This window comes from Robertkochia solimangrovi, from assembly GCF_007279655.1.
Taxonomy (GTDB): Bacteria; Bacteroidota; Bacteroidia; order Flavobacteriales; family Flavobacteriaceae; genus Robertkochia; species Robertkochia solimangrovi.
The window spans coordinates 92,263-110,380 of record NZ_QKWN01000001.1 but is presented as its reverse complement, the minus strand read 5'-3'; the positions used below and the strand labels follow the sequence as shown (position 1 = coordinate 110,380).

Below are 18,118 nucleotides of genomic sequence, written 5' to 3'. Positions count from 1 at the left end.
CCGACTGAAACTACTCAACCTATTTTGCTTTGCAATGGTGCTTTTTAGTGCACTCTTGTTAAGTGAAGGTGCGTATGCTCAGGAGGAGAGAACTGAGGAACAAGATTCTACGCAAACCGGCCCTGCATTCGGGAAGATCAGACTCAGGCAGCCTTCCAGTATCGAATCAAAATATACCTATGATCCTATACTCGACCGTTATATCTATACTGAATCTGTAGGAGGGTATAATATTAAATATCCCATAATTCTTACTGCCCAGGAATATCGTGAACTCGTGCTCAAAGAGCAGATGAAGGATTATTTCAAGGAAAAGATAGACGCCGTATCGGGTCGGAAAACGGAGGAGGATGCGCAAAAGAACCTGTTGCCGAATTTTTACGTAAATTCTAACTTCTTCGAAAGTATTTTTGGGGGAAATACAATTGAAGTTATTCCAACGGGATCAGTGGCTATGGATCTCGGTGTTCGTTTTCAGAAGAATGATAATCCCGCCCTGTCTCCGAGGAACCGAAGCAACCTTTCCTTTGATTTCGATCAGCGAATTCGATTAAGTCTTTTGGGGAAGATCGGAACCCGGCTTACCATCAATGCGAATTACGATACAGAGGCTACCTTCGATTTCCAAAATCTCATTAAGATGGAGTATACGCCCACAGAAGATGATATTCTTCAGAAGGTTGAGGTGGGTAACGTAAGCATGCCGATTAACAGCTCCCTGATTACAGGCGCGCAAAGTCTTTTTGGGGTAAAGACACAATTGAAGTTCGGAAATACTACCGTTACCGGGGTGTTTTCGGAACAGCGTTCCCAAACCCGGAGTGTAACCGCGCAGGGTGGAGGAACCATGAATGAATTTGAAATACTGGCTCTGGACTATGACGAGGACAGGCACTTCTTTCTGTCGCAATTCTTTCGTGATCAGTATGATCAGGCATTGGAGAACTATCCTTTTATAAGAAGTCAGGTTCAGATCACCAGGATCGAAGTTTGGGTGACCAACCGAACTCAGCAAACTGAAAATGTAAGAAATGTGGTGGCTGTTCAAGATATCGGGGAGCCATTACCGGAAGATACAAGAATAAATCAAAATGCTCCTGCAGGATTCTTCAGCGCGGGGAATAACCTGCCGAGGAATGCTGCTAACGCCTATGATCCTACGAATATCGGGAATGCCGGATCGGCACTGACAGAAAGTATCCGGGATATTGCAACCGTACAGCAAGGATTCAATGTTGGTGGCTATATGGTAAATCAGGGATTTGATTACTCGATTCTCGAAAATGCCAGGAAACTGAATCAGAATACGGAGTACCAGATAGACACCCAATTGGGGTATATATCCCTTAATCAGAAACTTAGTAATGATGAGGTGCTGGCAGTGGCGTATCAGTATACGTATGCTGGTCAGGTTTATCAGGTGGGTGAATTTGCGAATGATGGTATCAATGCTACGGAATATGAGGAGAGCAACGGAGTTATCACCCAGATAAACCCACAGGCGTTGGTGTTGAAAATGCTTAAAAGTAATATTACCAATGTTTCGGATCCTATCTGGGACCTTATGATGAAGAATATCTATTCAACCGGATCCTATCAATTACTTCAGGAAGATTTTCGTCTGAACATCCTGTATACCGATCCGAGTCCGGTGAATTATATTACTCCGGTCGATGAATCAACCTGGCCTGAAGGACTAGAAGAGCGTATCTTATTGGATGTCTTTAATTTTGACCGATTGAATGTTTATAATGATACCCAGAACGGAGGAGACGGATTCTTCGATTTTCAGCCGGGTATCACGGTCGATGTTCAAAACGGACGGATCATATTTACAAAAGTGGAACCTTTCGGGGAGTTTCTGTACGATCTCCTTGGTGGAGGAGCTAATTATGATGATCCCAATTATTCGCCGAATAACGATAACCAGGCAAAATATGTTTTCCGGGATCTGTATAAGCAGACAAAGGCTGCATCATTGCAAGAAACGGAAAAGAATAAGTTCATGCTTAAAGGGCGATATAAGGCGGAGAATTCTGGAGGAATCCCGATCGGCGCCTTTAATGTGCCTCAGGGATCTGTTAAGGTTACTGCCGGAGGAAGAATTCTTCAGGAGGGTGTAGATTATACCGTGAACTATACCGCAGGTACCGTTCAGATTCTCGATGAAGGACTCAAAGCATCGAATACACCAATAGAAGTTTCTGTGGAGAACAATGCCGTATTCGGGCAGCAAACCAGGAGATTTACCGGATTGAATGTGGAGCATCAGTTTTCCAAAGATTTCATGATGGGAGCAACCTTCCTGAATCTTAATGAACGTCCTTTAACTCAAAAGGCCAATTTTGGAGTAGAGCCGGTCAACAATACAATACTAGGTCTTAATGGAAATTATTCGACGGAAGTACCCTTCTTAACCAGAATGGTAAATAAGCTTCCGAATATTGATACCGATGTACCTTCGAACCTGTCTTTGCGTGGAGATTTTGCATACCTCATCCCGGGATCCCCTAAGAATGCTGATTTTGATGGGGAGACTACGGCTTATTTGGATGATTTTGAAGGGGCTCAGGCACTGATCGATATCCGTTCGGCATTGGCATGGTCTCTTGCAAGTGCACCTGTAGGTTATGGTGGGGAGCTCGAAAATAATAATATTGCTTCAGGAGGTAAAAGAGCAAAGATTGCCTGGTATTCAATCGACCCGATATTCTATAGTAGTCAGCGCCCATCCGGGATCAATGACGAAGATCTTTCCCTCAATGAAACCCGTCGTGTTTTCATCGATGAGATCTTTCCGCAACAGGATGTGCCCCAGGGTCAGACACTGGTACAACCCACATTGGATATCGCATACTATCCCGGTGACAAAGGGCCGTATAACGGAAATGACAATTTCAGCGGATTAAGTTCGGATGAACGTTGGGGCGGACTAATGAGATCTGTGAGCAGTACTAATTTCGAACAGGCGAACGTTGAATATATTCAGTTCTGGGTCCTTGACCCATATTTCCAGGACGGTATTTTACCCGGTAACGGAGGAGAGCTGGTATTTAATCTCGGGAATATCAATGAGGATATTCTGAAGGACGGAAGAAAACAATATGAGAATGGATTGCCTGCCACAGACAATCCATCACTTGTAAACAATACGAACTTTGGTAAGGTGCCTTCCACGCAATCGCTGGTTTATGCTTTCAATGCAGATACGGCTAACCGAAATGTACAGGATGCGGGTTATGACGGTTTGCTGGATGCGGAAGAAGCAGCTATCTATAACAATCCCGGTCCTGACCCCGCTCTCGATAATTATGAATATTACCTGCAGCGTGAAGGAGGTATCGTAGAGCGATATTATAACTACAATAACCCTCAGGGCAATTCACCTGTGGAAGTTAGCAACAATAACCGGGGTTCTACCACATTGCCGGATGTTGAAGACATCAACCGGGACCTTACGATGAATACGGTAGATAGTTATTATCAGTACCGTATTCCGATTAAACCGAATATCACAAGGGCTGATAATTATGTGTCTGATATCAAGGAAGTAAATGTCAGTAATCCCGACCGAAGCAATTACCGGGTAAGGTGGATTCAGTTTAAAGTGCCTATCGATGAGTTTGATGAAGCCATCGGTGGAATATCTGATCTGCGTTCTATCAGTTTCATGCGTATGTTTATGACAGGATTTGATGAGCCGGTGGTATTGCGATTCGGTACTCTCGATCTGGTTCGTGGTGATTGGAGAAATTATAGTAAATCATTACAGCCGGATACCGATCCGGACCCGGATGATGATGGTACCTTCGTAGATGTGAATACGGTTAATATTCAGGAGAATGAACAAAGAGAGCCCATTCCATATCGCTTGCCTCCAGGAGTAGTAAGAGAGCAATTGAACAATAATAATACGATCATCAGACAGAATGAACAATCCTTGTCGTTTGCCGTCTGTGATCTGGAACCGGAAGATTCGCGGGGAGTTTTTAAGAATGTGAACATTGACATACGTCAATATAAACGGCTGAAAATGTTTATTCATGCGGAAGAGTATGATGATGTGCCGCTTTCAGATGGTCAGCTGGTAGGTTTCTTAAGATTCGGAACCGACTTCAGTGAAAACTATTATCAGGTAGAGATACCGTTGCAGGTGACTCCTGCAGGTACAACGGATGCCGCTGTGATCTGGCCTGATGTAAACAATATCGATCTGCCATTGTCATTATTATCAGAGATAAAGTCGCAGGCCATAGCCAGTGGAAATCTTCAGGAGGCTTCTTTCTATGATGAGGAAGGGAATCCGGTCGGGGAGTTCGATCCCCGTGAGATCGGAGAGCAGCGTGTGGCTATTAAGGGTAACCCAAGTCTCGGGAATGTACGTGCAGTAATGGTCGGGGTTAAGAATGGCAGCACAGCCCTGGGGAATACGGCCTGTGGTGAAGTCTGGTTCAATGAACTTCGTCTTTCAGAACTTGATAACCAGGGCGGATGGGCCGCTGTATTGGCCATGGATGCGAATATTGCTGATTTTGCAAGTATATCTGCTACCGGAAGTATGAGTACTTCCGGATTTGGAAGTCTCGATCAGTTGCCTAGTGAGCGTAGCCGGGAAGATGCACGTCAGTATTCCCTGAACACAAATGTTAACCTCGGACAGTTATTGCCTGAGAACTGGGGGATTCAGTTACCCTTGCATTATAGTGTATCGGAAGATCTGATCACTCCGGAATTCGATCCGCTTTATCAGGATTTGAAACTAGACGATCGTATCGCTGCCGCTGATACTCAGGAAGAGAAAGATCAGATTCAGGAACAGGCTGAAGATTACACCAAGCGTAAAAGTATTAACCTTATCGGGGTTCGAAAGAACCGGAGTGAAGAGCAACGGCCACATTTTTATGATGTCGAGAACTTCACCTTTAATTATGCGTACAATCAGACCGATCATCGCGATTTTGAGGTTGAGAAGTATAAGGATCAGAACGTGAAAACCGGAATGGTATACAGTTATAATTTTAAGCCTGCGGAAGTCCAGCCTTTGAAGAATGCCGATTCGATCCTGAAAGGAGCCTATTGGCAGTGGTTAAAGGATTTTAATTTCAATGTCTTACCGACCAGTGTTTCCCTGAATTCCAATATCACAAGAACTTTTAACAGGCAATCGTTCAGGCAAGTGACTACCGGTGAGACAACCGGTTTACTCGGGTTGCCTGAATTACAGCAAAGGAATTTTCTTTTCGACTGGCAATATGCCATCAATTATAACCTTACGAAATCATTACAACTCAGTTTTACCGCATCTAATAATAATATAGTCAAGAATTATTTCGAGATCGATGAGGGCGGAGAGCAGGTCGTAAATACAGACCTTGGCCTTTGGGATGGATTTTGGGATGTGGGTGATGCCAACAGGCATGCGCAGCGTTTGCAGTTGAACTATGAGATTCCATTGAATAAGATACCGATCTTCAAATTTGTTGATGCAACGTATATGTATACAGGTGATTTCGATTGGCAACGAGGGAGTGATGTGTTGAATGAAGTTGCCGGCGAAGATCTCAATACTATACAGAATGCAAGTAAACACGATCTGAATGCAGCGCTTAGTCTGGACAGATTGTATGATTATATCGGATTGGTTCGAAAGGATAAAAGAAAGAAAGGAAACAGTTCCCGGGGGACATTGCCAATAGCAGATCCTGATGGGGTACAAGGGGGGGGTCAAACCGCTGATGAAGATAAAGGAGCCGGTTTATCCAATGCCCTGATCGATCTTGTCACCATGGTGAAAAGAATCAATGTAACTTATTCCAAGAATGCCGGGAAGATGTTGCCTGGATATACGGAGTCTATCGGATTCATCGGTACCTTAAGACCGTCGATCGGTTTCACCTTCGGAAGCCAGGCCGATGTGCGTTATGAGGCGGCAAGGAGAGGATGGCTAACTACTTTCCCGGAATTCAATCAGCAGTTTATTCAGCGGAATGAAACACAGCTGAACATTTCAGCGAATGCAGAACCTTTGCCTGAGCTTACCATCGATCTTGTAGCCGACAGACGTTATTCAGACAGTTATGCAGAGAACTATAATGTGATCGATTCCGATGGAGATGGAATTCTTGATTATAATGCGCTGATCGAGAATCGATATGGAGATTTTTCGATTTCTAACCTGATGATCAAAACGGCCTTCATGTCAAGTTCTGAAGACGCTTCTGCGGTATTCGCTGATTTCAGCACCAACAGGATCGTTATTGCACAGCGATTGGCCGGTGTGCCGGTTAATCCTGAAGCCACAGAATATCCGGAAGGTTACGGTCCTACCAATCAGGCTGTGTTGTTGCCTGCTTTTGTGGCGGCTTATACGGGGCAGAATGTACAGAAGGTTTCTTTAAAGGCATTCAGGGATGTGCCGATCCCGAACTGGACAATGAAGTATACCGGTTTGATGCGTATGGGTTGGTTCAAGGAACATTTCAGACGATTTTCACTGTCTCACGCATATCGTTCTAGTTACAGTATTAACGGTTTCCGTTCAAATCTGGACTATGGTGAGGGTACGGAGTTCGATCAGTCAGGGAATTATAAGAATGAGATTTTGTATACCAATGCAACGCTGACAGAAATGTTCAATCCGTTGATGCGTGTTGATTTCGAAATGAAGAATTCCGTAAGTGTTCAGGCCGAGATGCGAAAGGATCGTTCGCTCGCACTGAGCTTTGATAATAATCTCCTTACGGAGGTTTCCGGGGTTGAGTATATACTCGGTTTGGGGTATCGTTTCCCGGATCTTAAATTCCCTACGCGAATAGGAGGGAACCAGGTGGTATTAAAAGGAGATCTTATTTTGAAGGCAGATCTTTCCTTGAGAGATAATTATACGGTGATTCGTAACCTGGATATCAATACCAATCAGGTAACGGCCGGACAGAATCTATGGTCGCTTAAATTTACGGCGAACTATAATCTCACGAAGAATATGACGGCACAGTTCTACTATGATCATTCCTTCTCGAAATTCAAGGTTTCTACGGCATTTCCCCAAACAACGATTCGTTCCGGGATATCGCTGCAGTACAATTTTGGAAATTAAGAAGGGCGTTGTTTGAAAACAAACACAGAATAAATTACATTTGTCGGGAAAAATTAAAACTAACTGTTATTATGAATATTCCATCCGAATTAAAGTATACCAAGGATCACGAGTGGGTGAAGATCGAAGGAGATGTTGCAACTGTAGGGATCACTGATTTTGCTCAGGGAGAACTTGGTGATATCGTTTATGTAGAAGTTGAGACTGTGGATGAAACATTGGAGAAAGAAGAGGTTTTCGGAACTGTTGAAGCAGTAAAGACCGTATCAGACCTGTTTTTACCACTTTCAGGTGAAATCATTGAATTCAATGAATCATTGGAAGATGAGCCTGAGAAAGTGAATACTGATCCTTATGGTGATGGGTGGATGATCAAAATTAAAATGTCAGACGCATCCGAAGTAGAAGAGCTTATGGATAGCGAAGCTTATAAGGAGTTAGTTGGCGCTTAAAGATAACATTTTCCTTATTTTAGGATTGGGATGGTTGATCGTGATCACCCTTGCCAGTTTGGTTCCCTTCGAAATGGTGCCTCATGTCGGTTCTTCATTCCGGCATACCGATAAGATCGTTCATTGTATTTTCCACCTGGTAAATACAACCGTTTTTTATCTTCATTTCAGAAAATCGGGAATTCCAAAGATTTTATTGAAAATTGCAATAGGATCATTCCTTTATGGAATGATTATTGAGGCTTTACAATATGCAATGCCATATGGCAGAGGCTTTGAATTGAAGGATATGTTGGCGAATCTAACAGGAATTTTATTGGCTAGTTTTCTGATAAAGTTTATATTAGGTGCGTCAAGAGCCTAAAAAGAAAATTTAAGTTGCAATTTTTATATTTAAATAATTAAATTAGCGAAATCAAATAAATAAATTATGGAACCTAAGAAAAACCCGAAAGCCGATCTGTCGCGTAATAGCGGATTATATTTCGCCGTAGGTCTGGCTTTGATCACTTTCTTCACCTGGAGAGCGATTGAGTGGAAAACATATGAGAAAAAGGAGAAGTTCGAATATACCATGGATGTGGAAGATGATCTTGAAGAAGATGTACCGATCACAGAACAATTGAACACTCCACCACCACCACCGCCGCCACCAGCTGCTCCTGAGGTTATTCAGGTGGTAGAAGATGAGGAAGAAGTGGAAGAGACCATAATTGAATCAACTGAAACCAATCAGGAAGAAGAGATCGTAGAAGTTGAAGAGATCGAAGAAGTTGATGAGCCTATCGCAGTAGATGTACCGTTTACCGTGATCGAAGATAAGCCGATGTTTCCTGCTTGTAAGGATGTTCCAAAGAATGAGCAGTTTAACTGTTTTAAGGAGAATCTTGATAAGCACGTAAGAAAGACATTTAAATATCCGGAAATCGCTCAGGAGATGGGTATTCAGGGAAGGGTTTATGTTAACTTCCGTATCAATAAAGATGGAACTATTACTATTCTAAATACAAGAGCTCCGGATAAGAGTCTTGATGAAGAAGCGAGAAGGATCATCAATAAATTACCAAAACTGATCCCGGGAAAACAAAGGGGAAGACCGACTCCGGTAACCTTTGCTTATCCGATCGTGTTCAAACTGAACTAATTATTATTTGATCATATATAAAAAATCCCGGGAAGTTCCCGGGATTTTTTGTTTTGGTATGCTTGTTGTATTTAAGATTTCATTAATAAAACCAATACTTATATGAAATCTTTTTTTAAAATTACTCCGTCTCACGAAGGCAATCGTGATTCGAAGTACGTGCGCAAGCATGCTGTAAATTTACGAAATAACTCGTGGTTTCGATTTCAGATCGGATTAATTACCAGTTTACTTGTGATCTGGCTGGTTCTTGATTACTCCTTTGCTGCTGCAAAGACGATAAAGCCGGAACATAAGGAGATCCGAGAGGAGCTTAAGGAATATGTAATGCCAAATTTCACCGTCGAGAAGGAAGTTAAAAACGAAGCTCCGGAATTGAAGCGACAAAAAGCTTCGCTGAGTCAGGAGCTTAAGATCATCGAAGATGATGTGGCAAAACAGGAGACCACCGATCTTTTTATACCTGAAGTCAATCAGGAGGAGGTAGAACTGGATGATGTAGTTTACGATGAGCCAGAGGTGGATGTAGGTCCGCTGCCTATCGATATGGTTGAGGAGGCTCCCGTTTTTCCAGGATGTGAAATGCTGACCGATAATAAGGAGCGTGTGGCGTGTCTAAGTGAGCAGATCAGTAAGATCGTGAAGAAGAATTTCGATACCACCATCGCTTCTGATTATAATCTTACCGGTATGATGCGCATCTATGTACAGTTCAAGATCGATAAGAATGGTGATGTGACCGATGTAAAAGTTAGATCTCCTCACGAAGCCCTGGATGAGGAGGCTCGGCGCGTTACCGCAATGATCCCTAAAATGACTCCTGGTAAACAGGGGTCGAAAGATGTCGATGTTATCTTCGTTAAACCCATTCTTTTTAAAGTCCATTAGGAAATATCTCACACCCCTGTAAATCAGGGGTGTTCTTTATGTTGCACAGTACACATTTGTAATTTATCTTTGCAGCCCGTTTGAATAAGGATAGATGAAAACTGCGATCGATACTGCTGTAAAGAAAAGTCCATTTGCGATCTCCGTAGATGATTTCAAGCAACTTACTAAAGTTGGACTTGCTCTTAGTGTTGTATTCTCCTCAGTTGCAGGTTATTTATTAGGAGCAGACAAGGTGAGTTTTACCGTGCTGTGTTTGCTTTCTTTCGGTGGTTATCTGATGGTTGGGGCTTCCAATGCTTTTAATCAGGTAATCGAGAAAGATCTTGATGCGCTGATGAAGCGTACACAAAACAGACCAGTGGCCTCAGGCAGGATGTCCGTTTCCTTTGCATTGACCATAGCTATTCTTTTTACAATTGGGGGTGTTTTTACCTTGTATATTGTCAACCCGAAAACAGCGATGTTTGGGGCGATCTCAATTTTTCTCTATACCTGTGTGTATACACCGCTAAAAACTAAAACTCCGCTTGCCGTCTTTGCCGGTGCTTTTCCCGGAGCTATCCCTTTTATGCTGGGCTGGGTTGCAGCGACCAATGATTTTGGTATAGAACCCGGCACACTTTTCATGATCCAGTTCTTTTGGCAATTTCCTCATTTTTGGGCGATCGCCTGGCTGTTGGATGATGATTATAAACTGGCCGGATTTAAGATGCTGCCCACAGGGAAGCGAGACGGAGCTACCGTATTGCAGATCATTATGTATACGATCTGGATGATTCTTGCCTCGGTATTTCCGGTCACCGGATTGACCGGAGACCTGCATCTTTCAGTTCCTGCTGCTGTTCTCGTAGCCTTCCTCGGAATGATAATGCTATATTTTGCCTTCAGATTATATAATAATAGCGATAAACGTACGGCCAGAAATCTGATGCTGGCTAGTGTGATCTACATCAGTCTGATGCAGATCATCTATGTTGTCGATAAATTTCTTAGTTAATGGATTTAACCCAGGGAAACCTTGAACAAAAAAATGCCCGTGCCAAGAAGATGATGCTTTGGTTTGGGATCGTAAGTATTGCTATGATGTTCGCCGGACTTACCAGTGCCTATGTGGTGAGTAAGTCCAGGCCGGATTGGTTAAAGGATTTTGAAATACCTGCTGCATTCTATATCAGTACCGGATTTATTATCTTAAGTAGTATTACTTTATTCCTTTCGAAAAAAGCGATTTCTTCCGGTCAGCGAAAAATGGCTTCGATATTATTGCCGGCAACACTGGTTTTAGGAATACTTTTCGTAATTTTCCAGTTCCAGGGATTCGGAGAGGTGGTTAAGGCAGGATATTATTTCACTGGAAAGGAGAGTACGGTGACCACTTCGTTTCTTTATGCGATCGTATTTTCGCATGTTGTGCACGTTGTAGCGGGACTTTTAGTACTTGTTGTGCTGATTTATAATCATTTTAAAGAAAAATATACACCTGGTCAAATGCTTGGTTTAGAACTCGGTGCAACCTTTTGGCACTTTCTTGACTTTTTATGGGTATATCTCATTTTGTTTTTCTATTTCTTTAGATAAATAAAAAATGTAAATTTGACAAATTTTTAAAACTGAATTACTAAAAATAGATAATGGAAGCTACTGTTACTACAGGTACTGAAGAAAAAGTATGGGGCGGAGGTAACCAACCACTCAGCGTTAGCTACGGAAAAATGATGATGTGGTTTTTTATCGTCTCTGATGCGCTTACTTTCTCAGGTTTTTTGGTCGCATACGGATTTTCGAGATTTAAATTTATTGAAACGTGGCCTATCGCGGATGAGGTGTTTACTCACTTCCCTTTCTTACACGGAGTGGATGCGCCAATGTATTATGTGGCATTCATGACATTCGTGCTGATTTTTTCTTCTGTAACAATGGTACTTGCGGTGGATGCAGGTCATCATATGAAAAAATCAAAAGTTACCCTTTATATGCTTCTTACCATTATTGGTGGAGCAATATTCGTTGGGTCTCAGGCCTGGGAATGGGCTAATTTTATCAAAGGAGAATACGGTGCGGTTGAAATGAAATCCGGACGTATCCTTCAATTCGTTGATGCGAATACTGGAGAAAGACTTGCGATCGGAGATTTCGCTAAGCCTGTACATTCAGACCGTGAAACGCATACCGCAAATGAAGGGGTGTGGTTCAATTCAGAAAGTAGTTTACCAAGTCATTCAATCGAAGAAGTTAAAGCCGGTTTCGAGGCGAACCCAAATATCGTTGTAAGGACTGAAAAACTGGATGCTGAAGGTAAGATGACCGTTCTTTCAAGAGCAGATTCTGAAGAGCGTATGAAGCAGGCTATTATGGTTGTGGAAGGTGCTAACCTTGTACATAATGAATACGGTAACCGTTTATTCGCAGACTTCTTTTTCTTTATTACTGGTTTTCACGGATTCCACGTATTTTCAGGGGTGGTGATCAATGTCATTATCTTCTTTAACGTGATCCTTGGAACTTATGAAAAAAGAGGTCATTATGAAATGGTCGAAAAGGTGGGTCTGTACTGGCACTTTGTTGACCTTGTATGGGTATTCGTATTTACATTCTTCTATCTTGTTTAAAATATAATTACTACGAAATGGCACACGCACACGAATCAAATAGTAAAAGAATCTGGACGGTATTTGGAATCCTTTCGGTAATTACGATCGTCGAGGTAGCATTAGGTATCATTAAGCCCGAGTCTATGATGGCGCTTGTTCTGGGAATGAAAATTCTAAACTGGATATTCATCATACTTACGCTGGTAAAAGCATATTATATCGCCTGGGCATTCATGCACCTGGAAGGTGAAAAAGGTAGTTTCAGATGGTCTATCGTATTGCCTCTACTGATTCTTATTCCTTACCTGGCCTTTATACTCTTGGTGGAAGGTAATTATATCCACGATGTATATTCACAAGGCTACATTAGCTGGGATTTCTAAAAGACATCAAATAAAGTTAAAAAGACGGTATTTCCACCGTCTTTTTTTATTTTTGTACCCGAAAAAAATCCCTCGATGAAAAAGTATCTCGTTCTCGGAGTTCTCTTTGTTTTACCGATAGTTGCGTATGTTTTCTTCGCTTCAGGTGTTAATAATTTCGGTAAGCTCCCTACGCTGAGAGAAAGTGTGCTGGCGGAAGTTTCGCTTTTGGATGAAAACGGGTCAGAGGTCAGTTTTAAAGACCATATCAGTATACTCGGGTTCTTAGGTGACGATCTGGAACATAAAAAGACCAACGCCTTTAATCTGAATCAAAAAATATACAAACGCTTTAACGGGTTTACCGACTTTCAGTTTGTGATGGTACTTCCTGAAAATACGAAGTCTCAGGTTGCAGCACTAAAACAGGAATTGAGTCCGTTAGCCGATATTTCCAACTGGAAGTTTGTTTTTCTACCGACGGATCAAGTGGCGGATATGTACAATAAGTTGAATATTCCGGGAGCGCTGAATGATGATGTCTACATAGACAGGGTTTATATTATCGATCGGGATGGAAGCCTTAGAGGAAGAAGTGATGATGAAGATATGGGCTTATTATTCGGTTATGATGCAACATCCGTTGCGGAGATCAATAATAAGATGGTCGACGATGTGAAGATCATTCTTGCGGAATACCGGCTTGCCTTGAAAAAGAATAATAAATCCGGCACAAGTCAGCGGGATTCATACCTTAAAAAACTTCAGCATGAAAAATAAATCATATATCTGGATTGGATTGGTAGTTTTGGTTTTCGGAATCATATTTATTCCGGAAATCGTAAGTAGAATTTCTCATGGAGACGTTGTTGATAATGATCGTCATAATGTAGGCGGACGGAAGATGGACCCTGCTTCTCTCGAAGAGCATCATAAGGTTCCGGAATTTAGTTTTGTCGACCAAAATAACGATACTATTACCAATGCGGATTACAAAGGGAAAGTTTATGTAGTAGAGTTTTTCTTTACTACGTGTCCGACGATTTGTCCGATCATGAATCAAAATATGGTGAAATTGCAGAACTTCTTTAGAGATGAATCTGATTTTGCCGTTGCATCTTTCAGTATCAATCCTACGCATGATACTCCGGAGGTTCTGAAAGAATATGCCGCTAAGTATGGTATCACTAATCCGAACTGGCACCTTATGACCGGAGATATGGAAAAGATCATGGCCTTGTCAAATACAGGGTTTAATCTTTATGCCGGTGCAAATGCAAACGTCAATGGTGGCTTTGAGCACTCCGGACTATTTGCACTGATCGATCGAAATGGAAATATTCGTTCCCGTAAAGATGATTTTGGTAATCCTATCTTCTATTATGACGGAACTACAGATGAGGGTGTTAAAATGCTCGAACAAGATATCAGAATCCTCCTTAAATCATAAATACATAATGAATACTCAAGAACAAACTCTGGAACAGAAGTATAATAAGTGGATCGTGATCCTTTCGATTGCTATTCCTGTAGCAGTGGCAGTCTTATTCGGGGTGCGAATTCCCAATGCGGCTCCGCTTGACTTTTTACCCCCTATCTATGCCGGTATTAACGGATTGACAGCTGTGTTGCTCGTTTGGGCAGTAAAAGCTATTAAATCTGGGAACAGAAATCTGCATGAAAAGCTTATGAAGGTCTGCATCGGATTGTCGCTTGCCTTTTTGGTGATGTATGTGGCCTATCATATGACCTCAGATCCCACACCTTTTGGTGGCGAAGGAGCGCTTAAGTACACGTATTACTTCATACTTATTTCTCATATTCTCCTTTCGGTAGCAGTAATTCCATTAGTATTGATTACCTATGTGAAAGCACTCGCGGCCCGCTTCGACAAACATCGTAAGATCGCTAAGATTACTTTTCCTATTTGGTTGTATGTGGCAGTTACAGGAGTGGTGGTTTACCTGATGATCGCTCCATATTACGTATAATATGAAAAAAACGTTATTCTATCTGATCATAGTGTTGACTTTGTTGCCATCCGATATTATGGCCCAATGTGCCATGTGCCGTGCGGTTCTGGAGAGTGGTGAAGGGCAGGAAGTAGCGCGTGGTATCAATAACGGAATAATCTACCTGATGGCAGTTCCTTATGTGCTCATAGGAGTTCTTGGTTTCTTCATCTATAAAAAATTAAGACAGAGCGGTGGTTAGTCGAATTAATCTGCATTTCAATATTTTTAACATATAATTCACAAATTCCGCGTAACATTTTCGGTCATTCATAGTCTTATTGACAGAATCTGCTTATAAATACATAGTGCTTATAAGCAGATTCTCAATCAAAAATCAAAATCTAACCATCTCTATGATCGAAATCAAAAATCTCCATAAATCCTACAGGATGGGGTCGAATTCTTTGCATGTACTGAAGGGGATCAACTTCAGTGTCAAAGAAGGTGAATTAGTGGCGATTATGGGTTCGTCCGGTTCCGGAAAATCCACATTACTGAATATTTTGGGTATGCTTGACGGATACGATTCAGGTGAATATACCCTTGACGGTGTGTTGATCAAAAACCTGAATGAGACCAAAGCAGCTAATTACCGAAACAAATTCCTCGGTTTCATTTTTCAATCGTTCAACCTGATCAACTACAAATCCGCATGGGAGAATGTAGCATTACCGTTGTACTATCAAAAGGTGAATCGTAAAGACCGTCGCCAGAAAGCGATCAAATATCTGGAAGTGGTTGGACTTAAACCCTGGGCAGATCATCTTCCCAGTGAGCTTTCAGGAGGGCAGAAACAAAGAGTTGCTATCGCTAGAGCTATGGCAGCAGAACCTAAGGTTTTGCTTGCGGATGAGCCTACGGGAGCACTCGACAGTAAAACCTCTTATGAAGTTATGGATCTGATACAACAGATCAATGATGAGGGTAAAACCATTCTGGTGGTTACGCACGAAGAGGATATCGCGGAAATGTGTAAGCGTGTAGTTCATCTCAAGGATGGAGTGATCGTAGAAGACAGAGTAGTAAATCAGGTTAGAGCTTCCCAATATGTTTAGCAGAGACCGTTGGCAGGAGATATTTGATACGATTCGGAAGAATAAACTACGAACTTTCTTATCGGGTTTTACAGTAGCCCTGGGGATCCTGATTTTTACCGTACTTTTTGGGATGGGTAACGGGCTAAAGAATTCTTTTAATGAATTCTTTATGGATGACGCCACAAATACGTTGTCACTGTTTCCGGGAACTACTTCAAAGCCTTATCGCGGGTTTAAATCGGGGAGAAGAATACAATTTAAGAATGATGACCTCACAGATATTAAACGTGAGTTTGCATTTTATCTGGATTATATCACTCCAAGAATTACCAGGAGTGCAACGGTGAAGTATCATGGTGAGTCTAATGATTATACGACACGGGCGGTAGGACCTGCACATCAGTTCGCAGAAAAGACCATCATAATGAAAGGTCGTTATATCAATGAGAACGATATAGATAATAAGGCTAAGAATGTTGTCATTGGTAGGCTTGTAGAACTTGACCTCTTCGGTAAAGGATCCAGTGCTTTGGGTAAGTATATCGACATTGGGGGAAGTGCATTTCGGGTGATCGGAGTCTTTCAGGATGACGGAGGTGATAACGAAGAACGTTATATCTATATGCCGTATACCACACGTCAATTGATAGAAAAGAATACAGATAACATCGATCAGATCATTTTAGCTTACCGGCTTGCAGTAGGTTATGCAGGTGCGATGAAACTCGACCAGGAACTTACCAAATTCTTAAAGGATAAGCATGATATAGCCCCGGATGACCAAAATGGATTATTCGTACGTAATATGGCTGAAATAGTAAAGCAAAACATGGGATTTGCAAATATCATTCAGATTGTGGTTTTGTTCGTGGGGATCGGAACGCTGATCGCCGGAATTATCGGGATCAGTAATATTATGGTGTTCGTGGTCAAGGAGAGAACGAAAGAACTCGGAATACGAAAAGCATTAGGAGCCACTCCAAAAGCTGTGATCGGTCTGGTATTGCATGAATCGATATTCATTACCATGGTGGCCGGATACATCGGACTCATACTGGGAATTGTGGCCTTAAATCTTATCGGTAATAATTTGAAGGACTATTTCATTTCCAATCCCAGTGTTGGATTTGGAACGATGCTCGGAGCAACCGGAATCCTGATCTTATTCGGGGCGGTTGCCGGATATATCCCGGCTCGTCGGGCAGCTATGATCAAACCAATAATCGCATTAAGAGACGAATAATATGTTCAGATTTATATTTGATAGAGATACATGGCAGGAGATCTGGGGTTCGATTAGTAAGAACAAGGTGCGGACCGTTATAACCGTGATCGGTGTACTATGGGGAATCTTTGTTTATATCGCCTTGTCCGGTGCTGCCAAAGGAATGGATAATGGATTCGAAAAGGAGTTTAAGGATATTGCCAATAACAGTATGTTCGTCTGGATCCAGCGTACCAGTATGCCCTATAAAGGATTTAAGATAGGGAGAAGCTTTAATCTCCGACTCAATGATGTGGAAGTTCTTAAACAGAAGCATCCGGAGATCCAGTTTATAGCACCGCGTAATGTAAAAGGTGTCTTCGGGGATGCTCCACCAACAGTGGTGCGAGGATTGAAATCCGGTACTTATACCATCTTTGGAGATTATCCTGATATCGATCGTATCGCACGAAAGAAAATCTATGATGGGGGTAGGTTCCTGAATGATCTGGATATCCAGCACGAAAGAAAAGTGGCGGTAATCGGAGAAAGAGTGCAAAAGGAATTATTTGATATCGATGAAGACCCTGTAGGGAAGTATATCAGACTAAACGACATCTATTTTCAGGTGATCGGGGTGTATGAATATGATAATCAGGGAGGCTTTGAAGATGATAGTACGATCTTCATTCCGTTCTCGACCTATCAGAAAGTATATGCCATGGGTGATATCGTTGGGTGGATGGCTATCGCAGCCTTTCCCGAAGTCGATATTGTTGCCCTCGAAAAGAATATCAAGCAAACCATAAAACGTCTCCACGATGTTCATCCGGATGATGAAAGAGCCGTAGGTGCTTTCAACCTCGGAGAAATGTTTGGGAAGATCATCGGTTTTGCCAGGGGAATGAACCTGCTTTCCCTGATCGTTGGACTCGCGACGATTATCGCAGGGGTTATCGCGATCGGAAATATCCTGCTGATCTCGGTTAAGGAAAGGACCAAGGAGCTCGGAATACGACGTGCCCTCGGGGCTACGCCAAGAGAGGTAAGGGCCCAGATCCTGCTGGAATCGGTTTTCCTTACAGTTGTTGCCGGATTGCTGGGGATAATTGCAGGAGTAGGAGTGCTGGCAATGATCAATGCGATGCTTCCGGAAGATGGCGGTTTCCCATATACGAACCCGACAGTGCCGATACCTTATGTCATAGGTGCCATGTTGATCATGGTGATCCTGGGAACCTTGATCGGATTAATACCTGCCCAAAGGGCGGTGAGTATTCGCCCGATCGATGCTTTAAGAGAAGAATAAAAACTAAACAAAAATCA

General features: G+C 42.3%; 16 protein-coding genes. All 16 read left to right on the top strand.

Going from position 1 to position 18,118, the window contains the following annotated elements:
* Positions 1 to 34: 34 nt before the first annotated feature.
* The 16 genes from sov (at position 35) to DMZ48_RS00375 (ending at position 18,101) form a co-directional block, all read left to right on the top strand.
* Positions 35 to 7,096 carry a T9SS outer membrane translocon Sov/SprA gene (sov, locus tag DMZ48_RS00450; RefSeq protein ID WP_143953801.1) on the top strand — a complete coding sequence of 2,354 codons (7,062 nt, stop codon included), beginning with the start codon at positions 35 to 37 and terminating at the stop codon, positions 7,094 to 7,096.
* Between the two features lie 71 nt (positions 7,097 to 7,167).
* On the top strand, positions 7,168 to 7,548 hold the full coding sequence (gcvH, locus tag DMZ48_RS00445) for a glycine cleavage system protein GcvH (protein ID WP_143953133.1): 381 nt from the start codon (positions 7,168 to 7,170) through the stop codon (positions 7,546 to 7,548).
* Positions 7,538 to 7,912, top strand: coding sequence for a VanZ family protein (locus DMZ48_RS00440; protein ID WP_143953132.1), 375 nt, complete (start codon positions 7,538 to 7,540; stop codon positions 7,910 to 7,912). Before gcvH ends, DMZ48_RS00440 begins: the two co-directional genes overlap by 11 nt.
* 66 nt (positions 7,913 to 7,978) lie before the next feature.
* The gene (locus DMZ48_RS00435; RefSeq protein ID WP_143953131.1) at positions 7,979 to 8,692 is read left to right on the top strand and encodes an energy transducer TonB; all 714 of its coding nucleotides are present in this window, start codon (positions 7,979 to 7,981) and stop codon (positions 8,690 to 8,692) included.
* A 102-nt stretch (positions 8,693 to 8,794) separates the two neighbouring features.
* The gene (locus DMZ48_RS00430; RefSeq protein ID WP_143953130.1) at positions 8,795 to 9,580 is read left to right on the top strand and encodes an energy transducer TonB; all 786 of its coding nucleotides are present in this window, start codon (positions 8,795 to 8,797) and stop codon (positions 9,578 to 9,580) included.
* Positions 9,581 to 9,674: 94 nt separating this feature from the next.
* A complete protein-coding gene (cyoE, locus tag DMZ48_RS00425) occupies positions 9,675 to 10,580 on the top strand; it encodes a heme o synthase (RefSeq protein ID WP_143953129.1) in 906 nt (301 codons plus the stop codon).
* The gene (locus DMZ48_RS00420; protein ID WP_143953128.1) at positions 10,580 to 11,161 is read left to right on the top strand and encodes a cytochrome c oxidase subunit 3; all 582 of its coding nucleotides are present in this window, start codon (positions 10,580 to 10,582) and stop codon (positions 11,159 to 11,161) included. Before cyoE ends, DMZ48_RS00420 begins: the two co-directional genes overlap by 1 nt.
* A gap of 53 nt (positions 11,162 to 11,214) precedes the next feature.
* Positions 11,215 to 12,192: a cytochrome c oxidase subunit 3 gene (locus DMZ48_RS00415; RefSeq protein ID WP_143953127.1), complete on the top strand. Its 978-nt coding sequence runs from the start codon at positions 11,215 to 11,217 to the stop codon at positions 12,190 to 12,192.
* 17 nt (positions 12,193 to 12,209) lie between these two features.
* On the top strand, positions 12,210 to 12,557 hold the full coding sequence (locus DMZ48_RS00410) for a cytochrome C oxidase subunit IV family protein (protein ID WP_143953126.1): 348 nt from the start codon (positions 12,210 to 12,212) through the stop codon (positions 12,555 to 12,557).
* 75 nt (positions 12,558 to 12,632) lie between these two features.
* Positions 12,633 to 13,316 (top strand): hypothetical protein, encoded by a 684-nt coding sequence (locus DMZ48_RS00405; RefSeq protein WP_143953125.1) that lies wholly within the window; start codon positions 12,633 to 12,635, stop codon positions 13,314 to 13,316.
* Positions 13,306 to 13,986 (top strand): SCO family protein, encoded by a 681-nt coding sequence (locus DMZ48_RS00400; RefSeq protein WP_143953124.1) that lies wholly within the window; start codon positions 13,306 to 13,308, stop codon positions 13,984 to 13,986. Before DMZ48_RS00405 ends, DMZ48_RS00400 begins: the two co-directional genes overlap by 11 nt.
* Positions 13,987 to 13,993: 7 nt before the next feature.
* Entirely contained in the window at positions 13,994 to 14,527 is a 534-nt protein-coding gene (locus tag DMZ48_RS00395; protein WP_143953123.1) for a DUF420 domain-containing protein, read from the top strand.
* A gap of 1 nt (position 14,528) precedes the next feature.
* Positions 14,529 to 14,750, top strand: a complete 222-nt coding sequence (locus tag DMZ48_RS00390) for a hypothetical protein (RefSeq protein WP_143953122.1) — start codon at positions 14,529 to 14,531, stop codon at positions 14,748 to 14,750.
* A 154-nt stretch (positions 14,751 to 14,904) separates the two neighbouring features.
* On the top strand, positions 14,905 to 15,606 hold the full coding sequence (locus DMZ48_RS00385; protein ID WP_143953121.1) for an ABC transporter ATP-binding protein: 702 nt from the start codon (positions 14,905 to 14,907) through the stop codon (positions 15,604 to 15,606).
* Complete coding sequence (locus DMZ48_RS00380) at positions 15,599 to 16,831, top strand: ABC transporter permease (protein WP_143953120.1); 1,233 nt, start codon at positions 15,599 to 15,601, stop codon at positions 16,829 to 16,831. The genes DMZ48_RS00385 and DMZ48_RS00380 overlap by 8 nt, the downstream gene beginning before the upstream one ends.
* Position 16,832: 1 nt before the next feature.
* Positions 16,833 to 18,101 carry an ABC transporter permease gene (locus tag DMZ48_RS00375; protein WP_143953119.1) on the top strand — a complete coding sequence of 423 codons (1,269 nt, stop codon included), beginning with the start codon at positions 16,833 to 16,835 and terminating at the stop codon, positions 18,099 to 18,101.
* The last annotated feature ends 17 nt before the right edge of the window (positions 18,102 to 18,118 follow it).

What these genes read in the sequence shown, in the direction of transcription:
- DMZ48_RS00410 (WP_143953126.1), top strand. Translation starts at nt 12,210, where the DNA reads ATGGCACACGCACACGAATCAAATAGTAAAAGAATCTGGACGGTATTT.
- DMZ48_RS00395 (WP_143953123.1), top strand. Translation starts at nt 13,994, where the DNA reads ATGAATACTCAAGAACAAACTCTGGAACAGAAGTATAATAAGTGGATC.
- sov (WP_143953801.1), top strand. Translation starts at nt 35, where the DNA reads ATGGTGCTTTTTAGTGCACTCTTGTTAAGTGAAGGTGCGTATGCTCAG.
- DMZ48_RS00430 (WP_143953130.1), top strand. Translation starts at nt 8,795, where the DNA reads ATGAAATCTTTTTTTAAAATTACTCCGTCTCACGAAGGCAATCGTGAT.
- cyoE (WP_143953129.1), top strand. Translation starts at nt 9,675, where the DNA reads ATGAAAACTGCGATCGATACTGCTGTAAAGAAAAGTCCATTTGCGATC.
- DMZ48_RS00405 (WP_143953125.1), top strand. Translation starts at nt 12,633, where the DNA reads ATGAAAAAGTATCTCGTTCTCGGAGTTCTCTTTGTTTTACCGATAGTT.
- gcvH (WP_143953133.1), top strand. Translation starts at nt 7,168, where the DNA reads ATGAATATTCCATCCGAATTAAAGTATACCAAGGATCACGAGTGGGTG.
- DMZ48_RS00435 (WP_143953131.1), top strand. Translation starts at nt 7,979, where the DNA reads ATGGAACCTAAGAAAAACCCGAAAGCCGATCTGTCGCGTAATAGCGGA.
- DMZ48_RS00420 (WP_143953128.1), top strand. Translation starts at nt 10,580, where the DNA reads ATGGATTTAACCCAGGGAAACCTTGAACAAAAAAATGCCCGTGCCAAG.
- DMZ48_RS00385 (WP_143953121.1), top strand. Translation starts at nt 14,905, where the DNA reads ATGATCGAAATCAAAAATCTCCATAAATCCTACAGGATGGGGTCGAAT.
- DMZ48_RS00390 (WP_143953122.1), top strand. Translation starts at nt 14,529, where the DNA reads ATGAAAAAAACGTTATTCTATCTGATCATAGTGTTGACTTTGTTGCCA.
- DMZ48_RS00400 (WP_143953124.1), top strand. Translation starts at nt 13,306, where the DNA reads ATGAAAAATAAATCATATATCTGGATTGGATTGGTAGTTTTGGTTTTC.
- DMZ48_RS00380 (WP_143953120.1), top strand. Translation starts at nt 15,599, where the DNA reads ATGTTTAGCAGAGACCGTTGGCAGGAGATATTTGATACGATTCGGAAG.
- DMZ48_RS00415 (WP_143953127.1), top strand. Translation starts at nt 11,215, where the DNA reads ATGGAAGCTACTGTTACTACAGGTACTGAAGAAAAAGTATGGGGCGGA.
- DMZ48_RS00375 (WP_143953119.1), top strand. Translation starts at nt 16,833, where the DNA reads ATGTTCAGATTTATATTTGATAGAGATACATGGCAGGAGATCTGGGGT.